The organism is Streptomyces cinnabarinus (assembly GCF_027270315.1).
GTDB lineage: Bacteria > Actinomycetota > Actinomycetes > Streptomycetales > Streptomycetaceae > Streptomyces > Streptomyces cinnabarinus.
Map to the genome: position 1 here is coordinate 1,177,030 of NZ_CP114413.1, position 22,373 is coordinate 1,199,402.

General features: G+C 70.0%; 17 protein-coding genes. 7 read left to right on the forward strand and 10 right to left on the reverse strand.

The window, feature by feature from the left end:
• Positions 1 to 27: 27 nt before the first annotated feature.
• From STRCI_RS05310 to STRCI_RS05320, 3 genes are read right to left on the reverse strand one after another with little or no spacing between them, the layout of a single operon-like run.
• On the reverse strand, positions 28 to 699 hold the full coding sequence (locus tag STRCI_RS05310; protein ID WP_269657666.1) for a response regulator transcription factor: 672 nt from the start codon (positions 697 to 699) through the stop codon (positions 28 to 30).
• On the reverse strand, positions 675 to 1,796 hold the full coding sequence (locus STRCI_RS05315) for a hypothetical protein (RefSeq protein WP_269657667.1): 1,122 nt from the start codon (positions 1,794 to 1,796) through the stop codon (positions 675 to 677). The genes STRCI_RS05310 and STRCI_RS05315 overlap by 25 nt, the downstream gene beginning before the upstream one ends.
• Positions 1,793 to 3,025, reverse strand: a complete 1,233-nt coding sequence (locus STRCI_RS05320) for a sensor histidine kinase (protein WP_269657668.1) — start codon at positions 3,023 to 3,025, stop codon at positions 1,793 to 1,795. Before STRCI_RS05320 ends, STRCI_RS05315 begins: the two co-directional genes overlap by 4 nt.
• Positions 3,026 to 3,295: 270 nt before the next feature.
• Between STRCI_RS05320 and STRCI_RS05325 the strand changes: the two genes are divergently transcribed.
• The 3 genes from STRCI_RS05325 (at position 3,296) to STRCI_RS05335 (ending at position 6,141) form a co-directional block, all read left to right on the forward strand.
• On the forward strand, positions 3,296 to 4,162 hold the full coding sequence (locus STRCI_RS05325) for an alpha/beta hydrolase (protein ID WP_269657669.1): 867 nt from the start codon (positions 3,296 to 3,298) through the stop codon (positions 4,160 to 4,162).
• A 156-nt stretch (positions 4,163 to 4,318) separates the two neighbouring features.
• Positions 4,319 to 4,858, forward strand: coding sequence for an ArsR/SmtB family transcription factor (locus STRCI_RS05330; protein WP_269657670.1), 540 nt, complete (start codon positions 4,319 to 4,321; stop codon positions 4,856 to 4,858).
• Positions 4,855 to 6,141 (forward strand): MFS transporter, encoded by a 1,287-nt coding sequence (locus tag STRCI_RS05335; protein WP_269657671.1) that lies wholly within the window; start codon positions 4,855 to 4,857, stop codon positions 6,139 to 6,141. Before STRCI_RS05330 ends, STRCI_RS05335 begins: the two co-directional genes overlap by 4 nt.
• Here the strand turns inward: STRCI_RS05335 and STRCI_RS05340 are convergent.
• The gene (locus STRCI_RS05340) at positions 6,138 to 8,012 is read right to left on the reverse strand and encodes an ABC transporter ATP-binding protein (RefSeq protein WP_269657672.1); all 1,875 of its coding nucleotides are present in this window, start codon (positions 8,010 to 8,012) and stop codon (positions 6,138 to 6,140) included. The genes STRCI_RS05335 and STRCI_RS05340 overlap by 4 nt on opposite strands.
• Before the next feature lie 197 nt (positions 8,013 to 8,209).
• Here STRCI_RS05340 and STRCI_RS05345 point away from each other — a divergent pair, with 197 nt between their 5' ends.
• Positions 8,210 to 10,132: a protein-arginine deiminase domain-containing protein gene (locus STRCI_RS05345; protein ID WP_269657673.1), complete on the forward strand. Its 1,923-nt coding sequence runs from the start codon at positions 8,210 to 8,212 to the stop codon at positions 10,130 to 10,132.
• Positions 10,133 to 10,145: 13 nt separating this feature from the next.
• Here the strand turns inward: STRCI_RS05345 and STRCI_RS05350 are convergent, their stop codons facing one another.
• From STRCI_RS05350 to STRCI_RS05365, 4 genes are read right to left on the reverse strand one after another with little or no spacing between them, the layout of a single operon-like run.
• Complete coding sequence (locus STRCI_RS05350; protein WP_269664491.1) at positions 10,146 to 12,020, reverse strand: glycoside hydrolase family 127 protein; 1,875 nt, start codon at positions 12,018 to 12,020, stop codon at positions 10,146 to 10,148.
• 19 nt (positions 12,021 to 12,039) lie between these two features.
• Positions 12,040 to 12,861 (reverse strand): carbohydrate ABC transporter permease, encoded by an 822-nt coding sequence (locus STRCI_RS05355; protein ID WP_336298847.1) that lies wholly within the window; start codon positions 12,859 to 12,861, stop codon positions 12,040 to 12,042.
• Between the two features lie 44 nt (positions 12,862 to 12,905).
• Positions 12,906 to 13,799: a carbohydrate ABC transporter permease gene (locus STRCI_RS05360; protein ID WP_269657675.1), complete on the reverse strand. Its 894-nt coding sequence runs from the start codon at positions 13,797 to 13,799 to the stop codon at positions 12,906 to 12,908.
• 36 nt (positions 13,800 to 13,835) lie between these two features.
• Complete coding sequence (locus STRCI_RS05365) at positions 13,836 to 15,152, reverse strand: ABC transporter substrate-binding protein (RefSeq protein ID WP_269657676.1); 1,317 nt, start codon at positions 15,150 to 15,152, stop codon at positions 13,836 to 13,838.
• A 171-nt stretch (positions 15,153 to 15,323) separates the two neighbouring features.
• Between STRCI_RS05365 and STRCI_RS05370 the strand changes: the two genes are divergently transcribed.
• From STRCI_RS05370 to STRCI_RS05380, 3 genes are all read left to right on the forward strand, one after another.
• On the forward strand, positions 15,324 to 16,352 hold the full coding sequence (locus STRCI_RS05370) for a LacI family DNA-binding transcriptional regulator (protein ID WP_269657677.1): 1,029 nt from the start codon (positions 15,324 to 15,326) through the stop codon (positions 16,350 to 16,352).
• A 302-nt stretch (positions 16,353 to 16,654) separates the two neighbouring features.
• Positions 16,655 to 19,762, forward strand: coding sequence for a discoidin domain-containing protein (locus STRCI_RS05375; protein WP_269657678.1), 3,108 nt, complete (start codon positions 16,655 to 16,657; stop codon positions 19,760 to 19,762).
• Positions 19,759 to 21,249 carry a family 43 glycosylhydrolase gene (locus STRCI_RS05380; RefSeq protein ID WP_269657679.1) on the forward strand — a complete coding sequence of 497 codons (1,491 nt, stop codon included), beginning with the start codon at positions 19,759 to 19,761 and terminating at the stop codon, positions 21,247 to 21,249. Before STRCI_RS05375 ends, STRCI_RS05380 begins: the two co-directional genes overlap by 4 nt.
• A 26-nt stretch (positions 21,250 to 21,275) precedes the next feature.
• Here the strand turns inward: STRCI_RS05380 and STRCI_RS05385 are convergent, their stop codons facing one another.
• Positions 21,276 to 21,734: an SRPBCC family protein gene (locus STRCI_RS05385; RefSeq protein WP_269657680.1), complete on the reverse strand. Its 459-nt coding sequence runs from the start codon at positions 21,732 to 21,734 to the stop codon at positions 21,276 to 21,278.
• Between the two features lie 81 nt (positions 21,735 to 21,815).
• Positions 21,816 to 22,361, reverse strand: coding sequence for a GbsR/MarR family transcriptional regulator (locus STRCI_RS05390; RefSeq protein WP_269657681.1), 546 nt, complete (start codon positions 22,359 to 22,361; stop codon positions 21,816 to 21,818).
• Between the last annotated feature and the right edge of the window lie 12 nt (positions 22,362 to 22,373).

The following is a 22,373-nucleotide window of genomic DNA, read 5'->3' on the forward strand; positions in this document are numbered from 1 at the left end:
GGGATCGGACGGGTGGTCTTCGGGCCATCAGCCGCCGGCCGCGGCCGACTCGTAGCCGGTGATGTCGTCGGGCTTCACCAAGCCGTCCTCGATCGCGCGGGCCAGCATGTCCGCCTTTGTCGGCGCCTCTCTGCCGACCTGCGCGTACTTGACTCTTGCCCGACGGATGTACACGTCCACGGTGTGGACCGACACACCCATGCGGCGGGCGACCGAGGCCTTGGACATGGACTGGAACCACCACAGCAGCGCGGTGCGTTCCTGCGAGGACAGCTGGGGCCGGTTCGCGCCGCGATCACCCACCAGGACACCCGCGGCCGTCGGTGTGACGTAGGGCCTGTCTCCCGCCGCCGCCAGCACCGTGTTCACCAGGTGCACCCGTCCCTCGTTCTTCGCGACGAACTCGCAGGCTCCGACCTCCAGCGATTCGAGCACCACGCGCTGCTCGGTGAACTGCGAGAAGACGATGACCCGCTGGCCCGCCGCGGCCAGCGCGGCGACCGTGTCGATGACGATTCTGCCGTGCAGATTCAGATCGAGGATGAGGACATCCGCGACGCCGGACGGCACATCGGCCGTTTCGCCCGTGTACACCACCGAGATGCGCGGTTCCTCGGACAGCCAGGTCTGGATGCCTTCGATGACGACCGGATGATCGTCGGTGATGGCAACGGTCAGCGAGCCGGTCCCACCGGACATCGGGTCTCCCACCACAGCTGCTCCCCCTCCTGGTCGTAGAGCAAGGACACGGCAAGCGGGCCCGGCGGTTGCACGACCGTCCCCGGCGCGGCGTCGGCCACCACACTCACCGCGACCTCCTCCGGTGTCGCCAGCAGGGTGAGCCGTGCCTCGGTGGCCGCGGCGGCCAGGACCAGCAGGGCACCTTCCGTGAGTTCCCGGCGGACGGGTGTCGGCAGTTCGGGCAGGTCACCGTAGCTCAGCAGGGTGACGCGTACGCCGCGCCGCTCGGCGATGTCGGCGCAGGAGCGGAGTTCGTGCAGGAGCGGGTGCGGGGTGTCGTCCGTCTCCGCGAACAGCCTCCGCAGGCGTGCCGCCTCCACGGCGGCGCGTTGGCGTACGTCGGCGTCGCCCGGGTCCAGCCGGCGTTCCGTCAGACCACGCAGCAGCGGTTCCACTCGGCCGCGCAGATGCTCGTACCGACGCCGGCGTTCGGCGTGCACGGCCTCGTCGGCGGCGGCCCGGGCGAGGTGCTCCGCGTGTGCCGCGGCGGCCTCGGTGGCTTCCCTGGCACCGCTGTTGAGCTGCCGGGCCAGGTACGCGAAAGTGAGCTGGATACCGGCGGTGGTGTACACCGCTGCCAGCAGACGGGAGACGGTGACATGGCCGAGCGCGCCGTCGGCGGCCAGGAAGCCCACCGTGACAGCCGTGTTCGCGACCAGCAGGGTGATCAGCTCCCACAGCGGGCGCTGCATCAGCAGCAGTACGCCGAACCAGCCCACGGTGTTCCACGCCCAGCTCGCGTCACCGATCGCCTCACCCGGCGCGTACGTGGCGGTCGCGACGACACCGGCGGCCAGCGCCGCCCCCGCGAGCAGCCGCGCGGTGCGTGCGCCGAGCGCGGAGCGCAGCAGCAGGACGGAACCGGCGGTCTGGATCACCACGAGGGCCAGCCAGGCGCCCGCGACGGCGGCCTGCGGCTCGTACGTCGGCCAGTTCCTGAGGATCAGCAGCGTGTCCAGACCCAGGTGCCAGATGCCGACGATCGCCACTACCCCGATATTGACGGCTGTGGCGAAGCGCGAGGCGACCATGTCTCTGACGACGCCGGCGCTCATGGTTCCCACCTCAGCACGACCCGGGTTCCGGCCCCGGCGGACGAAACCACTCGGGCGCTGCCGCCGACGGCCCGCATCCGGCCGTGGACCGATTCCCGCAGACCGCGCCGGTGAGGAGGAACAGCCGCCGGGTCGAACCCGGCTCCGCCGTCGCGGACTTCGACGGTGGCGCCCTGCCCGACGCGTCGGACCGAGACCCGGGCGGCGCGCGTGTCCCCGTGCAGGGCCACATTGGCCAGGGCCTCGGCGGCTCCCTGCGAGAAGGCGGCCACGACCTCGTGGGGGAGGTCCAGCGGCGGCACGTCGAACTCGATGTCCAGTGGTGGAAGGCCGACGTGGCGCGTCAGTACGGCGGTGCGCAGCGCGACATCCAGCGGTGCGGGATGGTGCGCCACGCCGCGTGCCACGCCGGGGTGCGCCCGCAGGGCTTCGATGACGGCCAGGTCGGCCCCGGCCCGTTCCGGCAGCGCGGCGGAGTCACGGGTGATGCTGCCGGTACCCACCATGGTGAGCGTGGCGAGCACGGTGTCGTGCAGCAGTCGCTGCTGGTCCAGTTCATCAGCGCGGGCGGCGGACCGGGCCCGCGCGGACGCACGCGCCGACGCCTCCTCGGCGAGTGCGAGATCCGCCCTGCGCGCTCCATGGCGCAGCAGCACCGCGACAGCGGCGGCGAGCAGTCCCTGGAGCACCAGGACGACGGAGGCCTCTCGTAACCCGGCGCCCATCGCGTGGGCCGCCGCGATGGCGAGTGCCGCGCCCATCGCCCAGGGCTGCCGCAGCGTGAACTGGGCGATGAAGACGCCTGTGCCGGCGACCATGTCGATCCATCCGGAGCCCGCTGACGCTTCCAGGACCTCGGCCGGGACGAGCCTGCCGTGTGCCAGACAGAGCACCACGACGACGACGGTGTCAGCGGCGCAGAGCCAGGGGTGCGGTCCCGGCCTGAACATCACCACGGTGAACAGGCCGCTCCACACCAGCAGTCCGACGACAGCGACCGTCACCCAGACCGGGCGTGCGGGCGGCGCGAAGCCGACCACGGCGACCAGGGCCGCTCCGACAGCGCTGGTCGCCCTCAGGACCGCGGACAGCCTTGCGGACTTGCGCTGAAGCTGGTGCTGGGCGGCCCCCAGGGGTAACCCGCCGCCCCCATCGGGCGAACTCCCCCCTCCATCGGGCGAACTTCCGCCTCCGCCCGGCCAGATGACGGCTTCGGCCGCAGTCCTCATGGTGTCTCCCCCGTTACCCCCGGGTCCCGATGGAACCCGCCGCTCAACCTAAGTCACCGAGCGCGGGCGACGGGAGGTGCGCGCGGCATCTCGCCCCGTTGTCACGCGTTCGCGTGACATGCCCATCACGGGTCCCGCCGCCTAGTGTCCAGAACCGGGACGTCCGACGGGGAAATCCCCAGTGTGGAATTCAACCCGATTACCTGGAGGGGTAGGGCTATGCGAAGAGCCCGAAGTTCAACCAAGCTGTTCCTCAGCGCACTTCTCGCCATGGCGATCGCATTCGTGGCGGCGGCCCCGGCAAACGCCGCGCCGGCCCGGTCGAACGGCCGCGGCACAGTGATCTTTGTGCACGGATTCGATCCCGACGGCACGGCAGCGACCAACTGCCGGGAATACTGGTCGAGCGCGATCAACTACTTCAAGTCGAAGAGGTATACGGACAGCCAGCTGAAAACGTACAGCTACTACAAGAACAAGTCGGGTTCGGACGGCTGCACTTGGAGGTACAAGGACTCAGGTGGTTACGGGACGCGTGACACGTCCCTCACGGCGGTAGCCAGGAGTTTCGCCAACCGCGTCTACAACTCCTACTCCAGCGCCCCGTACGGCGGCCAGAAGGTCGACGTGGTCGCTCATTCCATGGGCGGCCTCGTGGTCCGCGCCGCGCTGTACCACGTCAAGAAGGGCACCGACGGCTTTCCGCCGTACCTCTATATCGAGGACGTTGTCACACTCGGCACGCCGCACAATGGGGCGAGCGGTGGTCAACTCGCCCTGTGCAACGCGGCCTACGGTTTCCCGGCGCAGTGCAAGCAAATGGCTCAAGGCAGCGACTTCCTCGACAATCTTCCCGTGACTCCCAGCAAGTCGGCCATGGGAACGGACTGGACAGCGGTCTCGTCCTACGACGACTCGACGGTCTCCGCGAGTTCCGGAACGTGGATCAGTGCGCAGCACAAGCTCCAGTACAACGACAGCGGAGACAAGGAGATCAGCCACACCGCGCTGAAGAGCCACAAGAACGGCACCTATCGCGCCCGAATCAAGAACTCCGGTTCGTGGTCGTCCTATGCCGATCGGACAGCGCCGGTCGTGCGGGCGTACCAGGCCGTGTACTACAAGTCCACGCAGTAACCGCGCAGCCGCCGCCACTTCGGTGACAGACCCCCCGTACCGCCCGGACGCCACCCTGTGGAGTCCGGGCGGTGGTCGCGCCCCGAAACGATCTTGGTTCAGGACCTGCGCGAAACCCCCTTGCACAATGGTCAAGAGTCGTTGACCATTGCTCGCATGCCTACCGATGATCTTCCAGAGACGTTTCACGTCACCACGGACGAACAGCTGCGCGCCGTTTCCAACCTCACGCGTCACCGGATCATGGCCGTGCTCCGCTTCGAGCCGGCGACGATCACGCAGGTCGCCGAGCGGGTGGGCCTGGCGAAGGGGAGTTCGAGCTATCACGTGCGGCTGCTGGAACGGGCCGGTCTGGTGAAGGTGGTGCGGACGAGGAAGGTGCGGGGGGTCACCGAGCGGTACTACGCCATGGCCGCACGGGCGATCGTGCTGCCGGATCCGGGTGAGGGAGGCCCGGATGTGCTGATGCGGCATGCCGTGGCCGACCTGGAGGCGTCGGCGGCGAATGGCGAGCGGCATGTGCGGATGGCGCATCTGCGGCTCACCGAGGAGCAGTTCGCCCAGCTGGGGGCGCGGCTCGAGGCGCTGGCGGACGAGTACCGGGCACTGTCCGATCCGTCGCTGCCGGACGCGTCACTGGTCTTCGCCCTGTTCCACCCGGCATCGCGCGGGCGGGCCGAGGGGGACACCAAGTGACGTCAGACATACGAAAGTTGCCGACCGGGTTCGGACGGCTGTGGACCGCGCAGACGGTGTCCTCGCTCGGTGACGGCGTATCGCACGCCGCGCTGCCGCTGCTCGCGTTGACGCTGACGCGCGATCCGATGGCGCTCGCCGTCGTCACGGCCGCCGGAACGCTCCCGTGGCTGCTCTTCGGGGTGCTCGGCGGCGCGCTGGTGGACCGCTGGGACCGCCGGCGCACCATGTGGGTCACGGACGCGGCGCGTGCGGCGCTGCTCGCGATACCGGCGGCCGCCGCCGGACTCGACGTGCTGAGCATCCCGCTGCTCGCGGCTGTCGCCTTCCTGCTGGGCCTTGGCGGGCTCTTCTTCGACACGGCCGCCACGGCCTATCTGCCGGACCTGCTCGGCCGTGACCCCGCCCTCCTGGAGCGCGCCAACTCCCGCCTGCGCGGGGCCCAGACAGCCATGTCCGGCTTCGCGGGGCCGCCGGCGGGCAGTGCCCTGCTCGCGCTCGGGCGGGCGGTGCCGCTGCTCGCCGACGCGGTCTCGTTCGCACTGTCCGCACTGCTCGTCCGGTCGCTTCCCGCGATGCCCCGGCCCATGCCGGAGATCCGCGAGTCACTGCTGCGGCAAGCGCGGGCCGGGGCCTCGTACGTCTTCGGGGACCGGTTGCTGCTCGGGCTCGCGCTGCGCCCGGCGGTCGGGAACATCGCCTTCCTCGCCGTGGAGACCGTCCTGGCCCTCTTCGCGCACGAGCGGCTCGGCATCGGCACCTTCGGCTTCGGCCTGCTCCTCACCGCGGAGGCCACCGGCGGTCTGCTCGGCGCGGCCATCGCCTCCCACCTCGGCCGACGACTGGGCACCGGCACCGCGCTGACCTGCACGGCCGCAGTCGAGGGGCTTGCCGTCCTGGGGCTGGCCGCCGCCCCGAACCCGTACGTCGCCGGCCTCGCGCTCGCCGTCTGCGGGGCCGGTATGGGCGCCACGATGGTGCTCGGGCCCTCCCTCCGCCAGGCGATCGTGCCCGCCCACCTGATGGGCCGGGTCGCCTCCACCTCCCGCATGCTCGCCATGTGCGCCGCCCCCATCGGCGCCTTCCTCGGCGGCTGGCTGGCCACCGCCTACGACATCCGCACCCCGCTCTACGCCGCCGCCGGCCTCCTGCTGGCCATGACCGCCGTCACCGCGACCATGACCAGCAACCGCCGGGTCGAAGCGGCGCTGCGTGCCGCTTCCCGGGCCGATGATCCAGAGCACCCGCAATCCCCGGATCCTGTTCCGGAGCGGGCCGTCTAGGGCTCCGCGAGGTTGCCCAGCCAGTGCCGGTCCTGGCTGGGTGGTCCCGTGTGTCCAGGGATTTCGAGGGCTTCCTCGGTGCTCTCACCGAGGAAGCCGCCCGACTGGTGCCGCCACAGCTTCGCGTAGGCGCCCTCCACCGCGAGGAGTTGCTCATGGGTGCCCTGCTCGACGACGTTGCCGCGGTCGAGGACGACGAGACTGTCCATGCCGGCGACGGTGCTCAGGCGGTGGGCGACCACGAGGGCCGTGCGTCCCTCCATCAGCCGCCACAGGGCGTCCTGGACGAGGAGTTCGCTCTCCGAGTCCAGCGCGCTGGTCGCCTCGTCGAGCAGGAGGATCGGCGCATCACGCAGGATCGCCCTGGCCAGGGCGACGCGTTGACGCTGACCGCCCGAGAGTTTGACTCCTCGCTCCCCCACCAAGGTGGCGAAGCCATCAGGGAGTTGTTCGGCGAACTCCGTGACGTGCGCGGCCGCGGCCGCCGCGTGGATCTCCGCGTCGGTGGCGCCGGGCCGGGCGAAGGCGATGTTGTCCCGCAGGCTGCGGTGGAACATGGCGGGTTCCTGCGGGACGTAGGCGAACAGTGAGCGCAGAACGGTCTGGCGCAGCCGGCTGATGTCCTGACCGCCGATCAGGATGCGCCCGTCGTGAATGTCCGACATGCGCAGCAGGAGCCGGGTGAGCGTGGTCTTGCCGCCGCCGGACCTGCCGACCAGACCGATCCGCGCGCCCGCGGGCACGTCCAGGTCGAGCCCCTGGAAGATCGGGGTCGCACCCGCGTGGGCGAAGGTCACCGCCTCGAAGCAGATGCCGGTGTCCCGCGGTGCGAGCGGTTCGGGTTTCGCCGGGTCGAGCACGGTGGGCGGATCCAGCAGCAACTCCGTGAACTGCGCGGCCTCGGTCATCGAGCTCTCCAGACGCCGGTAGATCTGGTTGAACTCGAACATGATCTGCGTGGCGTTGGAGTAGTAGGTGAAGGCGACGACGATCTCCTCGACCCCCTGGCCCGAACCGCCGAAGGCGATGGCGACCAACAGCCCCAGCACGTTGGTCAGCACGGACATGGGGGCCACCAACGTGTCGACGCGCAGATTGCCGTAGTCCCACGACCTCAGCGTCAGGCGCCGGGAGTCCGCGACACGGCTGCGGTGTTCGTCGGCCTCCCGTCGCTCGGCCGCGAACGCGCGGATCGTCTCCATGTTCATGAGGCTGTCGGCGACATGGCCGGAGACCCGGGCCATCGCCGCCTCACGGTCGTTCACGAGCCGCTGCCGACGGCGGATCAGCGGCGTCGCGGCCACCACGGTCAGCGCGATCATCGCCAGGAGGCCGACCACGAGCATCGGTTCATAGCTCCACAGCACCACGGCACCGAACGCCAGCGGGACGAGACTGCCCACGATCCGGTACGTCACCGTGTCGACGAAGTCCTCGAAGCGCTTGCCGTAGCTGAGCACCCGTTTGGTCAGCGAGCCGGCGAAGTTGTCGTGGAAGAACGCCGCGTCCTGGGCAAGGAGTTCATCCATCCCGCTCACATAGAGGTGCTCCATGCCGAGGGCGTCCACGCGGTTCAGGCAGTGCTGCCCGATCCGCCACACGATCTCCGCGAGCAGCAGCGTCACGGCGAAGCCCAGCACGTAGGGCAGTGCCGAGTTGAGGGTGACACCGCCGTCACCGGCTGCCTGTGCCGCCAGTTTGGCGATCAGCAGGGGAGCGACGTAGCGGGTGCCGATGTTGCCGATGGCCGGCAGCAGCATCGCGGGGATGGCGAGCCGTCGTAGTCGCAGCAGTTCCCGGCCGTAGCGGCGGAGCGCCAGAACGACCGCGCTCCTGCCCGGCGTGGGCCCTCGCGTCTCTGTTGTCCCCATGACACTCCCGTCGGTCGGAAGTCGGAAGTGTCCCGTCAAGGGCGGTTTCAGTCCAGGCAATTAACGCGGAACGGCGATAATCGGACACCCACTTCGTCATCATCAAGGATGAGTTCGTCCCGTACAGCCAACGCACAGCGTCCGTTCCGCCTCATCCCCAGCAGCGGGGACAACCGCACGGAACGAAAGGACGCGATGTGCGTACGAAACACGCCGCACGGGCGGTACTGGCCCTCACCGCGACGGGAGCGGTGCTGGCGCCTCCGGCCACTGCCTCCGCGGAGGAGCCGCTGAGCGTGGACCTGAGAGCGGACGTCGACCGCGACGGCCGGGTCGACCTGACCGGCGGCACCGACACCGCCGGTGAGGACACCTGGGCCGTCGGGCGGGGAGCGGTCTTCCTGCCCAACATCGACGACGACAGCAAGCGGTGCGCGACCACGGGTCCGGGCGGCCGCCCGCTCTCCGACGCCAAGCTGATCGGCTGCAACGACGCCACCGACCAGAAGGTCAACGGCCGCGCCGACGCCGCCGATCTGGCCCGGGTCCGCTCCGTGCCGATGCGGAACCTGCCGTCCGACGCCAAGGGCAGCGTCAAGGTCACCAAGGGGGCCGCGCAGAGCAGGGTCTTCGTCAAGCGGGACGGCGCCTGGAAACTGGTCACCGCCCAGACCCGGCTGACGCGGGCCGAGCTGCGCGCCGGGGTCGAGTTCGGCGTCGAGGGCAAGGACGTGATCCGCGACAGCGCGAAGTGGGACGGACGCGTCTCGATCCGGCTGAAGGTGACCTCCTCCTCCGGCACCGCCTCCGACACCGTCACCCTGCGCGCCGCCCCGCTGCTCACCCATCACGCCCTGCAGAACACCCAGCAGCTGCTGGTCACCAAGGTCCCCGGCAACGAGCCCTGGGCCAAGCGGCAGCGTGCGTTCGTCAAGAACCTGGAGAAGGAGGGCAAGGCGGCAGGGATCACCAAGCCGCTGGTGACCTTCGAGAAGTACGGTGACATCTGGGCCCAGGACTTCGTCGAGCCCGCCTACCTCAACATGACCGGTCCGGACGGACGCCAGCGGACGATGCGCGTGATGCTGCGCTCCGCCCAGGACCGCGAGGCGGGCCGCGAGCTGTACGAGAAGCTGCGCGGCCCGAACGTCGGCGTCGTGCAGGCCAAGGGCCGGGACATGCAGGGCTGGGAGACCCTGAACTCCTTCGGCAACCTGGAGACCATCCCGCCCTACACGCACAACGGCCGCTCGTTCCCGGCCGGGCGGAACATCATGGGCGAGCGCAAGGACGGCAGCGGTGTGCGCCCCTCGAAGGAGATACGCACCCTGCTGAAGTCCCAGGGACTCCAGGACCCGCTCCTGCTGGACACCTCCTGGCTGCATGTGGGGCACGTCGACGAGTTCGTGCAGTTCCTGCCCGCCGACACTCCGCGCGGCTGGCGGATCGGGATCGCCGACCCGCAGGCCGGACTTCAGCTCCTGCGCGACGCGCAGCGCGACGGCAACGGCGCGAAGAAGATGTTCTCCGTCCCCGGCTTCGACGGCACCCTCTCCCCCACGGAGACCATCGACGAGGCCCTCGCCTCCCGATACCTGGTGTCCGACAACGAGATGGCGGCCAAGAAGATCGCCGCCAACCTGGACATCCTCAAGCGGGAGACCGGCGTCACCGACGAGGAGATCGTCCGGGTGCCCGCCCTCTACACCCGGGGCATCGTCGGCGACAGCGAGGAGACGACGCGCATGCCGCTGCTCCGCCGCCTCGGTGGCAGCGGCGACCCGGAGGCCGCCCGGAAGTACGGCCAGCAGCAGCTCGCCGAGCGCGCGCCCTCCGCCGCACCGCCGGCTCCCACCGTCGCGACCAGCGCCTACGTCCCGGGCGCTGTCAACGGCATCCTGCTCTCCCGAGACCGCTACCTCGCCCCGCGCCAGTGGGGTCCCGTCATCGGCGGCAAGGACATCTTCACCGAGGCCGTCACGGCCGCGTACACCCGCGCCGGTATGAAGGTCTCGTACGTCGATGACTGGTACACGTACCACCTCGGCATGGGCGAGATCCACTGCGGCACCAACACCCTGCGCGACGCGTCCGGCGCCTGGTGGAAGCCGACGCCGTAGCGCACGCCCGGTACTACCGACCGCCCGTCGGCAGCCACACCCGCATCGTCGACGGGCCCCGGTTCGCCCAGGAGTGGTAGGGCACCAGGACGAGGCCGGCGGCCGCGGCGGCGGGCGGGCGGGGCCGGTCCAGGGGCCCGTACGGCCAGGGCGGCTCCGTCCGCCCGTCCGGCGTCACGAGTGCGCCGGGGGCGATGACCGTGGCGTCCGGCCCGTCCACCGGCCGGGTGGACGGGTCGACCCGTAGCGCGTCCGTCTCGTGGCCGTCCGGCAGGTCCACGGACTCGGCGCAGTACACCACCGGCCCGCGCTGGACGGCCACCGTGCCGCGTACGGCGTCGATGCGCGGGTCGGGGGCGATCCAGCGCGGTGCCATGGGCAGTTCGAGCCGGATCTCGTCGCCGGGCCGGAAGCGGCGGGTGAGCGCGGCCGTGCCCGGGGCGACCGTCCGACGGGCGCCGTCCGGGGAGACCAGCCGGGCGGGGGCGCCCTCCGTCCAGGCGGGGACCCGCAGCGACAGGGTCCACGGGTGGTCCGGGGTGCGGTCGATCCGTACGGTCACCTGCCCGTCCACCGGGTAGTCGGTACGCAGCCGCAGGGCGATGCCGTCGGCGGAGATCTCGGCGTCCGCGTACTGGTGGAGCTGGATGCCGTCGTCGTCCGTCGTCGCCAGGTAGGCGGGCAGCAGGGCGAGGGTCCGGGCCACGTTGGTCGGGCAGCAGGACACCTCGAACCAGGGCGCGCGCAGGCTCGATTCGGCGCGGGGGCTCTCGGCGTCGGCCGGGGGGACGGTGCCGGGGCTACGGCGGTGCAGGGTGTTGGTGTAGAAGAAGGAGCAGCCGTCCGCGGACGGGCTGGTCGCGACGACGTTGAACAGGGTCCGCTCCGCCTGGTCGGCGAAGCGCGGGTCGCCGGTGGCGAGGAGGAGCCGCCAGCTCAGCATCACCGAGGCGACGCCGGCGCAGGTCTCGGAATAGGCGCGGTCGGGCGGCAGGACGAAGTCCTCGCCGAAGGACTCGTCGCGGTGGTGCGCGCCCATGCCGCCGGTGAGATACGTCCGGCGGGCGACGGTTGCCTCCCACTGCCGTACGACCGCCGCGAGCAGGGACTCGTCGCCGGTCTCCACGGCCACGTCGACGGCGCCGGCCGCGAGGTAGAGGGCGCGTACGGCGTGGCCGCGCAGGACGGTGGCCTCGCGTACGGGGATGTCGTCCTGGTAGTAGGCGCGGCCGAACTCGATGTCGGCCAGCGTGCCGTGGCCGCGGCGGTCGACGAAGAGCGCGGCCTGGTCGAGATAGCGCTGCTCCCCTGTCAGCCGGGCCAGTTCGACCAGTGCCGTCTCGATCTGCGGGTGGCCGCAGATCCCTTCGATGCCGTCCGGTCCGAAGGTGGCGCACACATGGTCGGCGGCCCGCCGGGCGACCTTCGTCAGCTCGCCCTCGCCCCCGGCCCGCGCCTGGGCCACGCCGGCCTGGATCAAGTGCCCGTAGCAGTACAGCTCGTGGCCCCATTCGAGGTCGCTGTAGCGGGGCCGCTGACCGGGGCGGCCGTAGGCGGTGTTGAGGTAGCCGTCCGGTTCCTGGGCGGCGGCGATGGTCTCGACGAGGGCCGGGGCCGCGCTGTGGCCGCCCGCCCAGGCCATGGCTTCGAGGAGTTTGTAGACGTCGGAGTCGGCGAACTCGCGCCCGCCCCGGTCCCGTTCGATCCGTCCCTCGACGGCGGCGCGGAAGTTGCCGGTCCAGCCGACGCGTTCCATCCAGTCGTGGCAGTGGTCGAGGGTGGCGGTCGCGTTGATGTGCCGGCGCCCGGCCCAGAAGCCGCCGGTGATCCGTACCTGGTCGAGGCCGAGCGGCCGCAGCCGGCCCCGGCTCGGTGCCACCGGCACCATGGAAAAGCCCTTCACCGCATCATCCCTTCAGCGCGCCCGACATGAAGCCCCGTACGTAGTGCCGTTGCAGCAGCAGGAAGACGAGCAGGCAGGGCACGGCAAGGACGACCACGCCCGCCTCGGTGGCCCCGTAGTCGACGGCGCCCATGCTCTGCTGGCGCAGATTCGCGACGGCCAGCGGCAGCGGCGCCTTCTCGCTGTCCGAGATGAGGATCAGTGGTGCGACGAAGTCGTTCCAGGCCGCGAGGAAGGCGAACAGCCCCACGGTGATCAGGCCGGGTCGCACCGCCGGGAGCAGCACCCGGCGCAGCGCACCCGCCGTTCCGCACCCGTCCACGAGCGCGGACTCCTCCAGCTCGCGCGGCACCGCCTCGAAGGAGATCCGCATCATGAAGGTGGCGAACGGGAGTTGGAACACCGCGAGCACCAGGCTCAGCCCGACCAGCGAGTTCTGGAGATGGAGTCGGCCTAGCAGGACGTAGAGCGGGATGAGGAGGGTGGCGTACGGGACCATGAGGATCGCCAGGGTCAGCAGGAACAGCAGGTCCTTGCCGGGGAACCGGAACCGGGCGAACGCGTACCCGCCGAGCAGTGACACTCCGAGGGTCAGGGCGACGGTGAGCGCCGATACGACGGTGCTGTTGAGGAGGTAGCGCCACAGTCCGGCGTCGTAGTCCAGCAGCGTGCGGTAGTTGCCGAGGCCGTAGCCGGACTCCTGTGCGGTGCCGGGCTGGGCACTGACTGAGGCCCAGGCGTTCCACAGCAGCGGGAAGAGGAAGATGACGGCCAGTCCTCCGGCGACGACGTGGTACGGCGTCCGGCCGAGGGCGCGGATGAGCACGACGGAGTCTCCCCACATGACTCGCTTCCTCATGACTCGCCTCCTCATGACTCGTCGACGCGGCGCAGACCGCGGAACTGAAGGGCGTTGAGCAGGAGCAGCGCGGCCAGCACGAGGATCGACAGGGCCGCCGCGGTGCCGAGGTTCAGCCGCTGGAAGGCCTCCCGGTAGATCAACTGCACCACGGTGACCGTGCTGTTGTCCGGTCCGCCCTTGGTGAGGACGAAGAACTGGTCGAAGGCGAGCAGCGACCCGGTCACGCACAGCAACAACGACAGAGCGAGGGACGGCTTCAGCAGCGGCAGGGTGATACGGCGGAAGATCTGGCCGCGGCTCGCCCCGTCCATCCGCGCCGCCTCGTACACCTCGTGGGGGATGCGCTGGAGTCCGACGAGCAGGATGAGCATGTAGAACCCGGCGAACTTCCAGACCACGAGGAAGACCGTCGACAGCAGGGCGGAGGTCGGCGAGCCGAGGAAGGACACCGGGTCGTCGACCAGGCCGAGTCTCTCCAGGGTGCGGCTGAGCGGGCCGGTGGTCGGGCTGTACAGGCCCCAGAACAGCAGGGAGGCGGAGGCCAACCCCAGGGCGCCGGGCAGGAAGTAGACGGTGCGGTAGAAGCCGGTGCCGGGGCGGGACTCCTGGACCAGCAGGGCGAGCAGCAGCGCCAGGCCGAGGAGCGCGACCGTGACGATCCCGGTGTAGAGGAGGGTGAAGCGGACGGCCGGCCAGAACAGGGGGCTGTCGGTGACGTCGGTGAAGTTCTCGGGGGCGTTGCCGCCCTGGTCCCCGGCGAGCAACGGCCAGTCGTTGAGGGACATCTGCCCGACGAGCAGCAACGGCCACAGGAAGAAGACGGCGACGAACACGGCCGTGGGAGCGGCGTAGCCGAGCCCCTGGGCGGTGCGGGAGCGCCAGAAGGGCGCCCTCGGGTGCATGGCTCTCCTGTCGGTCGTAGAGCGGGGGTCGGCGGCTCAGTCGGCGAGCGACGCGCTGACCGCCTCGTTGTCCTTCTCCACGGACGCCCCGTCCCCGAAGACGGCGTTGCGCATCAGCGTCAGCCAGGGCCCGTTGGGGTCGTTGAAGGTCTGGCCGAACTTCAGCGCGTAGGGGGTACGGCCCTTGGCCACCAGCTCGTTGATCGTGACCAGGCGGGGATCCGCGTCGGAGTGCTTGTTGGAGGCCAGGTCGGTGCGCGCCACGACGTCCTTGTGGGCCGCGACCACATCGACCTGCGCGTCGTCGCCGAGGGACCAGGCGAGGAAGTTCCAGGCCTGGTCGGCCTTGTCGCTGGTGGCGGAGATGCCGATGGCGTCGCCGCCGACGAAAGTGGACTGTCCGCCGTCCGGGCCGGGGATCGGCGCGACCCCGAGGTCGAGGTCCTTGGGCATCAGCCCGAGCGTGGTCGACGGCATGGGCATCACCCCGACCTTCCCCTTCGGGAAGACACCGGTCCAGGTCGTGCCGGTCTCGTCGCGGGCGCCGGGAGCGACGATGCCGTCGTCCACCCAGCCGCGGTAGGTGTCGTAGACCTGCCGCGCGGTGGCGGAGTCGAGGGTCGCGGCGGTGCCGTCCTCGTTCAGCACGTCCTCGTCGGCGGCCCAGATCGACGGCCACCAAGTGAAGACGCCGCAGCCGCCGCAGTTTCCGCCGAAGAAGGTGCCGTCGACACCGCCGCCGAGGGCGTCCACGGCCCGCGCCTGCTCGTCCCACTCGGCGAGGGTGGTGGGCGGTGCGGCGGGGTCGAGCTTCGCCTCCCGGTAGAGGTCCTTGTTGTAGAAGAGCACCGACAGATCGAGGGTGTGCGGCACGACGTACTGCTTGTCCTCGTACGTACCGGCCTTGATGTGGGACTGGGCCAGCTTGTCGGCGAACGGGAGGGAGGCGATGCGGTCGGTCAGGTCGGCGAAGAGCCTGCTGGAGGTGTAGTTGGGCACGAACACCACGTCGGAGGCGAAGAGGTCGGGCAGGTCGCCCGACCCGGCGGCGGAGCCGACCTTGGCCTGGTAGTCGTCGGTGGGGACGACGGTGAGTTCGATCCTGTTGTCGTGGCTCGCGTTGTACGCCTTGACCAGGGCCTCGCTCTGCGGCCGGGTGGCGGCCCGGGTCCACATGGTGAGGGTGGCGCCGTCGTCGACGCCGGTCGCGCTCGCCGCCGAGCCCTTGCCTCCCGCGTCGTCGGAGTCGTCCCCCGATCCGCAGGACGTGGTCAGCCCGGCGGTGGCGAGCAGAACGACGGCGACGGTGACGAGACGGCGGACGGGTCCGGGTGATCCGGTCGGGCTCCCCATGACGATCTCCCTTGGCGACGAGCACTGGGAAGAAACGGGCCGAAAAGGCTTTCGTCAAGCTAGAGGCGAGCTGAGGGAGCGTCAATCCCCTGCGCACAAAAGGAGTTTCCGGTTCGAGCCGAAACTTCTCGCGTACGGTTTAGGGACGCGAACGCGAGACAGGAGACACCCATGACCCCCGCCACCGGCCCCTCCCGTTCGCACACCGCGACCCTCAGCGACGTCGCCCGGCTGGCGGGGGTGTCCATCGCCACCGCTTCCAAGGCCCTCAACGGCCGCAGCCAGGTGCGCGCCGAGACCCGGCAGCGGGTGATCGAGGCGGCCGAGCGGCTGTCGTTCCGGCCCAACCAGCTGGCCCGCGGTCTGATCGCCGGGCGGACGGGCACGGTCGGGCTGCTCACCAGCGACCTGGAGGGGCGGTTCAGCATCCCGATCCTCATGGGCGCCGAGGACGCGTTCGGGGCGGGCGAGGTGGCGGTGTTCCTGTGCGATGCCCGCGGCGACGCGATCCGCGAACAGCACCATGTCCGCGCCCTGTTGGGGCGGCGGGTCGACGGTCTGATCGTGGTCGGCAGCCGCACCGACCCGCGCCCTTCCCTCGGCCGCGAACTCCCGGTCCCGGTGGTGTACGCCTACGCCCCGTCGGACGATCCGGCGGATCTGTCGATCGTGCCCGACAACGTGGACGCGGGCCGTATATCGGTCGAGCACCTGCTGGCCTGCGGCCGTACCCGGATCGCGCACATCACCGGCGACCACGGCTATCTCGCCGCGCGGGAACGGGCCGAGGGCGCCCTGGCCGCGCTGGAAGCCGCGGGACTGCACCTCGTCGGGGTGCCCCGGTTCGGGTCCTGGTCGGAGGGCTGGGGGCGGACGGCGACCGCCATGCTGCTGGAGCAACACCCTGATGTGGACGCCGTGTTGTGCGGCAGCGACCAGATCGCGCGCGGCGTCATCGAGGTGCTGCGGGAGCGCGGCCACCGGGTTCCGGACGATGTGGCGGTCATGGGCTTCGACAACTGGCAGGTCCTCACCTCCGGCTCCCGGCCGCTGCTGACGAGCGTCGACATGAACCTGGAACAGGTGGGACGCACGGCCGCGCAGGCGTTGTTCGGCGCGATCGGCGGCGCGGCCCGCTCGGGCGTCGAGGCGCTGCCCTGCCGCCTGGCCATCAGGGGATCCACGGCTCCCCTGTCCTGAAGGGGCTCGACAGTGCCCCTGTCCTGAACCATGCGGTCGCCCAACTCTGGCGCCATTCACCTCTCTTGACACTCCATCAGCTCACTCCTACGTTGCGAAAACCTTTTAGGTCTTTCCGCGCGAGGAGGAGCCTCCGATGCGAAGACGAACAGAACCCGCCCTTCAGCGCCTCCTCGTGGCCCTGGCACTCCTCCTGGGTCTCCTCGTCGCCGCACCCCCGGCCCACGCCGCGCAGACCATCGGGTTCCCCACCTTCACCGGCCCCGCCGTCCCCGCCCCGCCTCGCCCACACCTCCGGCGACATGATGCGCGCCATCTACGACGCGGAGAGCTCGGGCACCGACTTCTGGATGGACCGCCTGCTGGCCCGCTCCGGCAACGACCCGGCCGGGCCCTGGCTGATGAGCCGCGGTCGGGCCCTGTTCATGAAGACCCACGACCCGGCGATTCTCGGCTTCGGCGGCCGAGCCGCGTACTGGGAGAGCATCAGCGACAACAGCGCCTACACGGTGGCGATCACCCCGGGCACCTTCACCGAGCAGGTCGCCCAGCGCCGGCAGACCCCCAGCCACTGGAAGAGCGTGCACACCGGTGGATCGGTCACGGTCGAGCAGACCAAGTTCATCACCGACAACAACGTCGCGGTGACGAACCTGTCGATCAGGAACAACGGCAGCGGCTCGACGACCCTGCAACTACGGGCCACTTCGCCCTACGCCACCACGGGCACCGGCAGCGAACTGACGGGCCAGGTCAACGCCTTCAACAACCTCACCACCATCCGGCCGCGCCTGACCGGCGACGGTTTCACGGTCTCAGGCGGCGGCCTCAACCGCTCCGTGACCGTCGCGCCGGGTGCCACCGTCACCGCCAAGGTCGTCATGGGCTTCGTCACCGACGAGATCCCCGCCTCCCGCACGGAGTACGACGCCTACGCGGGTTACTCGAACGCCACGGCCTTCGCCACCCACGTCAGGGCGTACAACCTGTGGTGGGCGCAGAACGTGCCCTACATCGACGTGCCCGAGCCCGCCATCAAGAAGAGCGTCTACTACCGCTGGTGGCTGATGCGCTTCAACCACCTCGACGCCGACATCCCCGGCCAGACCTTCCAGTTCCCCACCTCGACCGAGGGCGTCCTCGGCTACAACAACGCGATCGCGCTCACCCAGCCGATGCACATCGACGATCTCAAGTACCTGCGCAACCCGGCCTACGCGTACGGGAACTGGCTGAGCGTCGGCCAGACCTCCAAGGGCGGCCGATTCCTGGACAACCCGGGCGACCCGGAGAACTGGTCCAACAGCTACACCCAGTACATCGCCGAGGCGGCCTGGAAGAGCTACCAGATCCACGGCGGCCAGCCGGCCATCGCCCGCAGCCTGGCCCACTACGCCGAGGGCGACGTCAAAGGCCAGCTCTCCTACTACGACCACGACAACAACAAGCTCATCGAGTACGACTGGGGCGCCCTGACCGGCAACGACGCCGACGCGATCTCCTTCCACTGGAAGCCCGGCACCATGGACCGGGCCGAGTCCGCCTACCAGTACAGCGGCGCGCTCGCCGCCGCGCAGGCCTACGAGGCGAGCGGCAACGCGGCCAAGGCGACGGAGATGCGCACGCTCGCGAACCAGATCAAGGACGCCATCGTCAACGTCCTGTGGAACCCGAACCGGCAGTTGTTCGAGCACCGGCTCAAGTCGACGAACGAGTGGGTGCCTTGGAAAGAGATCAACAACTACTACCCGTTCGCCGTGGGTGCCGTCCCCAACACCGCCGCCTACCGGCAGGCGCTGCGCTTATACGACGACCCGGCGCACTACCCGGTCTTCCCGTTCTACACGGCCAACCAGGTCGACAAGCAGGCGGCGGCCGACGCCGGAAACCCGGGCTCCAACAACTTCTCCACCATCAACTCCACCGTCCAGTTCCGGCTCTACTCCTCGGTGCTGCGCAACTACCCCAACTCCTGGATGAGCGCGACCGACTACAAGAAGCTCCTCTACTGGAACGCCTGGGCGCAGTACGTCGGCGGCAACACCCAGTGGCCGGACGCCAACGAGTTCTGGGCCGACTGGAACGGCAGCTCGATCAACTACCGTTCCTGGATCCACCACAACATCCTGGGCAGCAGCAACTGGACCGTGATCGAGGACGTCGCGGGGCTGCGGCCGCGCAATGACGCGAAGGTCGAGCTCTCCCCGATCGACATCGGCTGGAGCCACTTCACCGTCAACAACCTCCGCTACCGGGGCGCGGACCTGTCCGTCGTCTGGGACGACCCGGCCGACGGCGTGGTGCGCTACCCGGGCATCCCGGAGGGCTACTCGATCTACGTCAACGGCAACCGCGTCGCCACCGTCAGTACCCTGGTGCCGTTCACCTGGGACCCGGCCACCGGCACCGTCACGACGACCGGAACCGTCACTCACCACACGGCAGTTCCCGGCATGAAGGCGCCCACCGAGGTCGTACAGGACAGCCCTCAGATGACCGACATGCTCGCGAAGGCGGGCGTCGACCTCACCGCCGACCTGACCAACCTCGCCGCCGGAGCGACCGCCTCCGCCTCCCACACCGGTTCCGGCAGCACCCTGAACGGAGCAGTCGACGGCTACCCCACCAACGAGCCGTTCTGGGGCGCGGGAGGATCCGCGAGCAGCCAGGACTGGTACGAACTCAACCTCGGCACGGCCCGCACGCTGAACGAGGTACGCCTGCACTTCAAGGACAGCCGCCCGGCCAGCGGCACGTATCGGGCGCCGTCCGCCTACACCATCCAGTACCACAACGGTAGTTCCTGGGTGGACGTGCCGAGCCAGACCAAGAGCCCGGCGGCACCGCGCGCCAACTACAACCTGGCGAGGTTCCCGGCGATCAGCGCCCAGCGCATCAGGGTGCTGGCCACCCACGCCTCCGGCGCCAGGACGGGCCTGACCGAGATCAAGGTCTTCAACCGGGGCGGCGTCCAACCCCCCGCCAACCAGGCCGGATCCGCGACCCCGTCCGCCTCCTACACCTCCCCCTGGGAGAGCGTCGCCGCGATCAACGACGGCGTCAATCCCCCGTCGTCCAACGACACCGTCAACCCCCGCTGGGGCACCTGGCCGGAGAGCGGCCAGCAGTGGGCCGAACTGACCTGGCCGTCGGCGCGGAGCTTGAACCGGGCCGAGGTGTACTTCTTCGACGACGACCAGGGCATCGACATGCCCTCCGCCTGGAAACTCCAGTACTGGAACGGCAGCACCTACGCCGACGTACCCGGTGCCGGCGGCTACCCACTCGCCAGGAACCAGTACAACAACATCACCTTCACCGCCACGAACACTACCCGGCTACGCGTGCTGCTCACGAGCAACGGCACGAACTCCGTCGGCCTCCTCGAAGCAAAGGTGTACGGACCGTGACCAGATCCAGAGTCCTCCTGGCCCTGCTGGCCCCGCTCGTCCTGGCGACCGCCTTCCTGTCGGCGCCGCCCGCGTCCGCCGCCGTCACCTTCACCTCAACGGGCGTGAACCAGAACGGCGGCAACTGCCTGGACCTGCCGGGCAGTTCGACGACCGTCGGCACACAACTGCGCGCTCTCACCTGCTCCTCGGCCGCCGAGCAGAACTTCGCCCACACACCCGTCTCCGGGACCAGCGACACGTACACGATCACCACCCGGTCCGGCCAGTGCGTCGACGTCCACGGTGCCTCCACGGCGGACAACGCCGCGATCATCCAGTGGCCGTGCCACGGCGGGACGAACCAGCGGTGGCGGCTGGTGCCGGTGTCGGTGAGCGGCACCGACAACACCTTCCACCTGGTCTCCGTCGGCTCCGGCAAGTGCGTGACGCCGAGCGGGGGTTCGTCGGCGTCCGACACGCGCCTGGTCCAACTGCCGTGCGGGACCGGCAACGGCAGGGTGTGGCGGCTGCCCGGGTTCAGCGAAGGCGCCGCGAACACCTTCACCAACCCCTTGTCCCAGCACGGCCCCGACCCGTGGCTGACGTATCACGAGGGCTTCTACTACCTCGCCACCACGACCTGGAACTCAACGGTCACCATGCGCAGGGCGAGCACCCTCGCCGGGCTCGCCACCGCCCCCGACCAGGTGATCTTCCGGCTCACCCGGCCCAATGGGGCGGGCACGATGTGGGCGCCGGAGTTCCATCTGCTCGACGGCCCCAACGGCAAGCGCTGGTACTTCTACTACACGGCAGGGCGTGAGCCGTACGACCTGGGCACCCAGCGGATCCACGTCCTGGAGAGCGCGGGCACGGACCCGATGGGCCCCTACACCTTCAAGGCCGACCTGCTGGACCCGGCCCAGGACAACACCTGGGAACTGGACGCGAGCATCCTTCAACTCGACGGGAATCTTTACCTGTTGGGCACCTTCTACAACGGCTCGCAGCCGATGTTCATCCGTCCGCTGTCCAACCCCTGGACCGCGAGCGGCACCCGCCGCGTCCTGTCGACCCCGGCCTACGGCTGGGAGACCGTGGGCGGCGCCGTCAACGAGGGTCCGGAGGTGCTTCAGCGGGGCGGCAGGACGTTCATCGTCTACTCCGCCAGTCACTGCTCCACCCCCGACTACAAGATGGGCATGCTCACTTACAACGGCGGTGATCCGCTCAGCTCCGCGTCCTGGGTGAAGTCCCCGAACCCGGTCTTCCAGCGGTCCGACGCGAGCGGGGTGTACGGCCCCGGACACGGCGGCTTCTTCAAGTCACCGGACGGGACCGAGGACTGGATGGTCTACCACGCCAACAGCTCCGCGAGCGGGGGCTGCGACATGAACCGCAGCACCCGCGCCCAGAAGTTCACCTGGAACGCGGACGGCACACCGAACTTCGGCACGCCGGTGGCCACGGGTGTGCCGCTGACGTCGCCGTCGGGCGAACGGTAGCGGGGCGCGGCCGTCGGCCGCCCGGGTCAGCGGGCGGCGATGGCCGTCTCGGCCGCCGCCTTGATCCGGGCGCCGAAGGCGTCGGCGTCCTTGCGGGCGGCGGTGAGCGCCAGGCCGACGAGGAGCTTGCCGAGGCCGTGGCCCTCCAGGACGTTGAAGATACGCACCCGGGTCCTGCCGTCGGGCAGGGACTCAAGGTCGTAGCCGCCTTCGCGGGCCATCACGATGTTCTTCGACACCTCGGCCCAGCGGATCCGCGCCGGGGCCTGCAGTTCGGTGATGCGGAACTCCCTGCCGGTCTTCATGCCGGCGTCCTTGACGGTGCTGCGGAAGACCGTGCCCACCGCGGTCGGGGCGTCGGGCACCCGCTCGATCCTGAGCACCCGGGGGCTGAACTGGGGATCGTTGCGCCCGTCGGAGAGGTACTCGAACACCGCCTCGGCGGGCCGGTCGATCTCCACCGTCGCTTCGAACTGTCCGGACATGAGCACTCCTCAATCGCCGCCTGTCGCGACTCTATGGGCCCGCCGGGCCGCCCGCGAGACGAAGGCGACAACCGCCGGACCTCAGGCGCCGGAAGCCTCGCTCTCCGGCGCGGCACCGGAGGCCCGGTGCTCGTGCCAGTCGGCCACGATCTGTTCCAGCTTGGGCATGACGAAGAGTCCGAAGTCGCGCATGTCCATCAGCCGGGCGCGGCCGCCGGTGTTGGACTCGGCGAGGAGTTCGATGTCCTCCATGGAGCCCTTGGCGAACTCGCGCAGCCACAGGCTGCGGATGGCGAAGACGTCGGGCCAGGGGTCCTCGCGGACGCGGTAGAGGTCACGGCGGGAGCCGGGCTGGTTCTCCCGGCTGATGAGGCCGATCCGGACGAGGCTCTGCAGCGCCGTGGAGACGGTACCCGAGCTGATGGAAAGAAACTCGCCTATTTCAGCGGCCGTCAGGGCGCCGCTCGGGGAGACGAGGAGAGCGGCGAAGACGCGTGCGGACATGCGGGGCAGTCCGGTCTCGGCGAACCGGCTCGCGAGCCGCTCCACGGCTCGGGCCTCCCCCTCGGCCGCCCACTGCGGGTCGGTGGACGTCTCGTTCGCTGATTCTGCTCTGCCTGTGGACACGTGTACGGCACC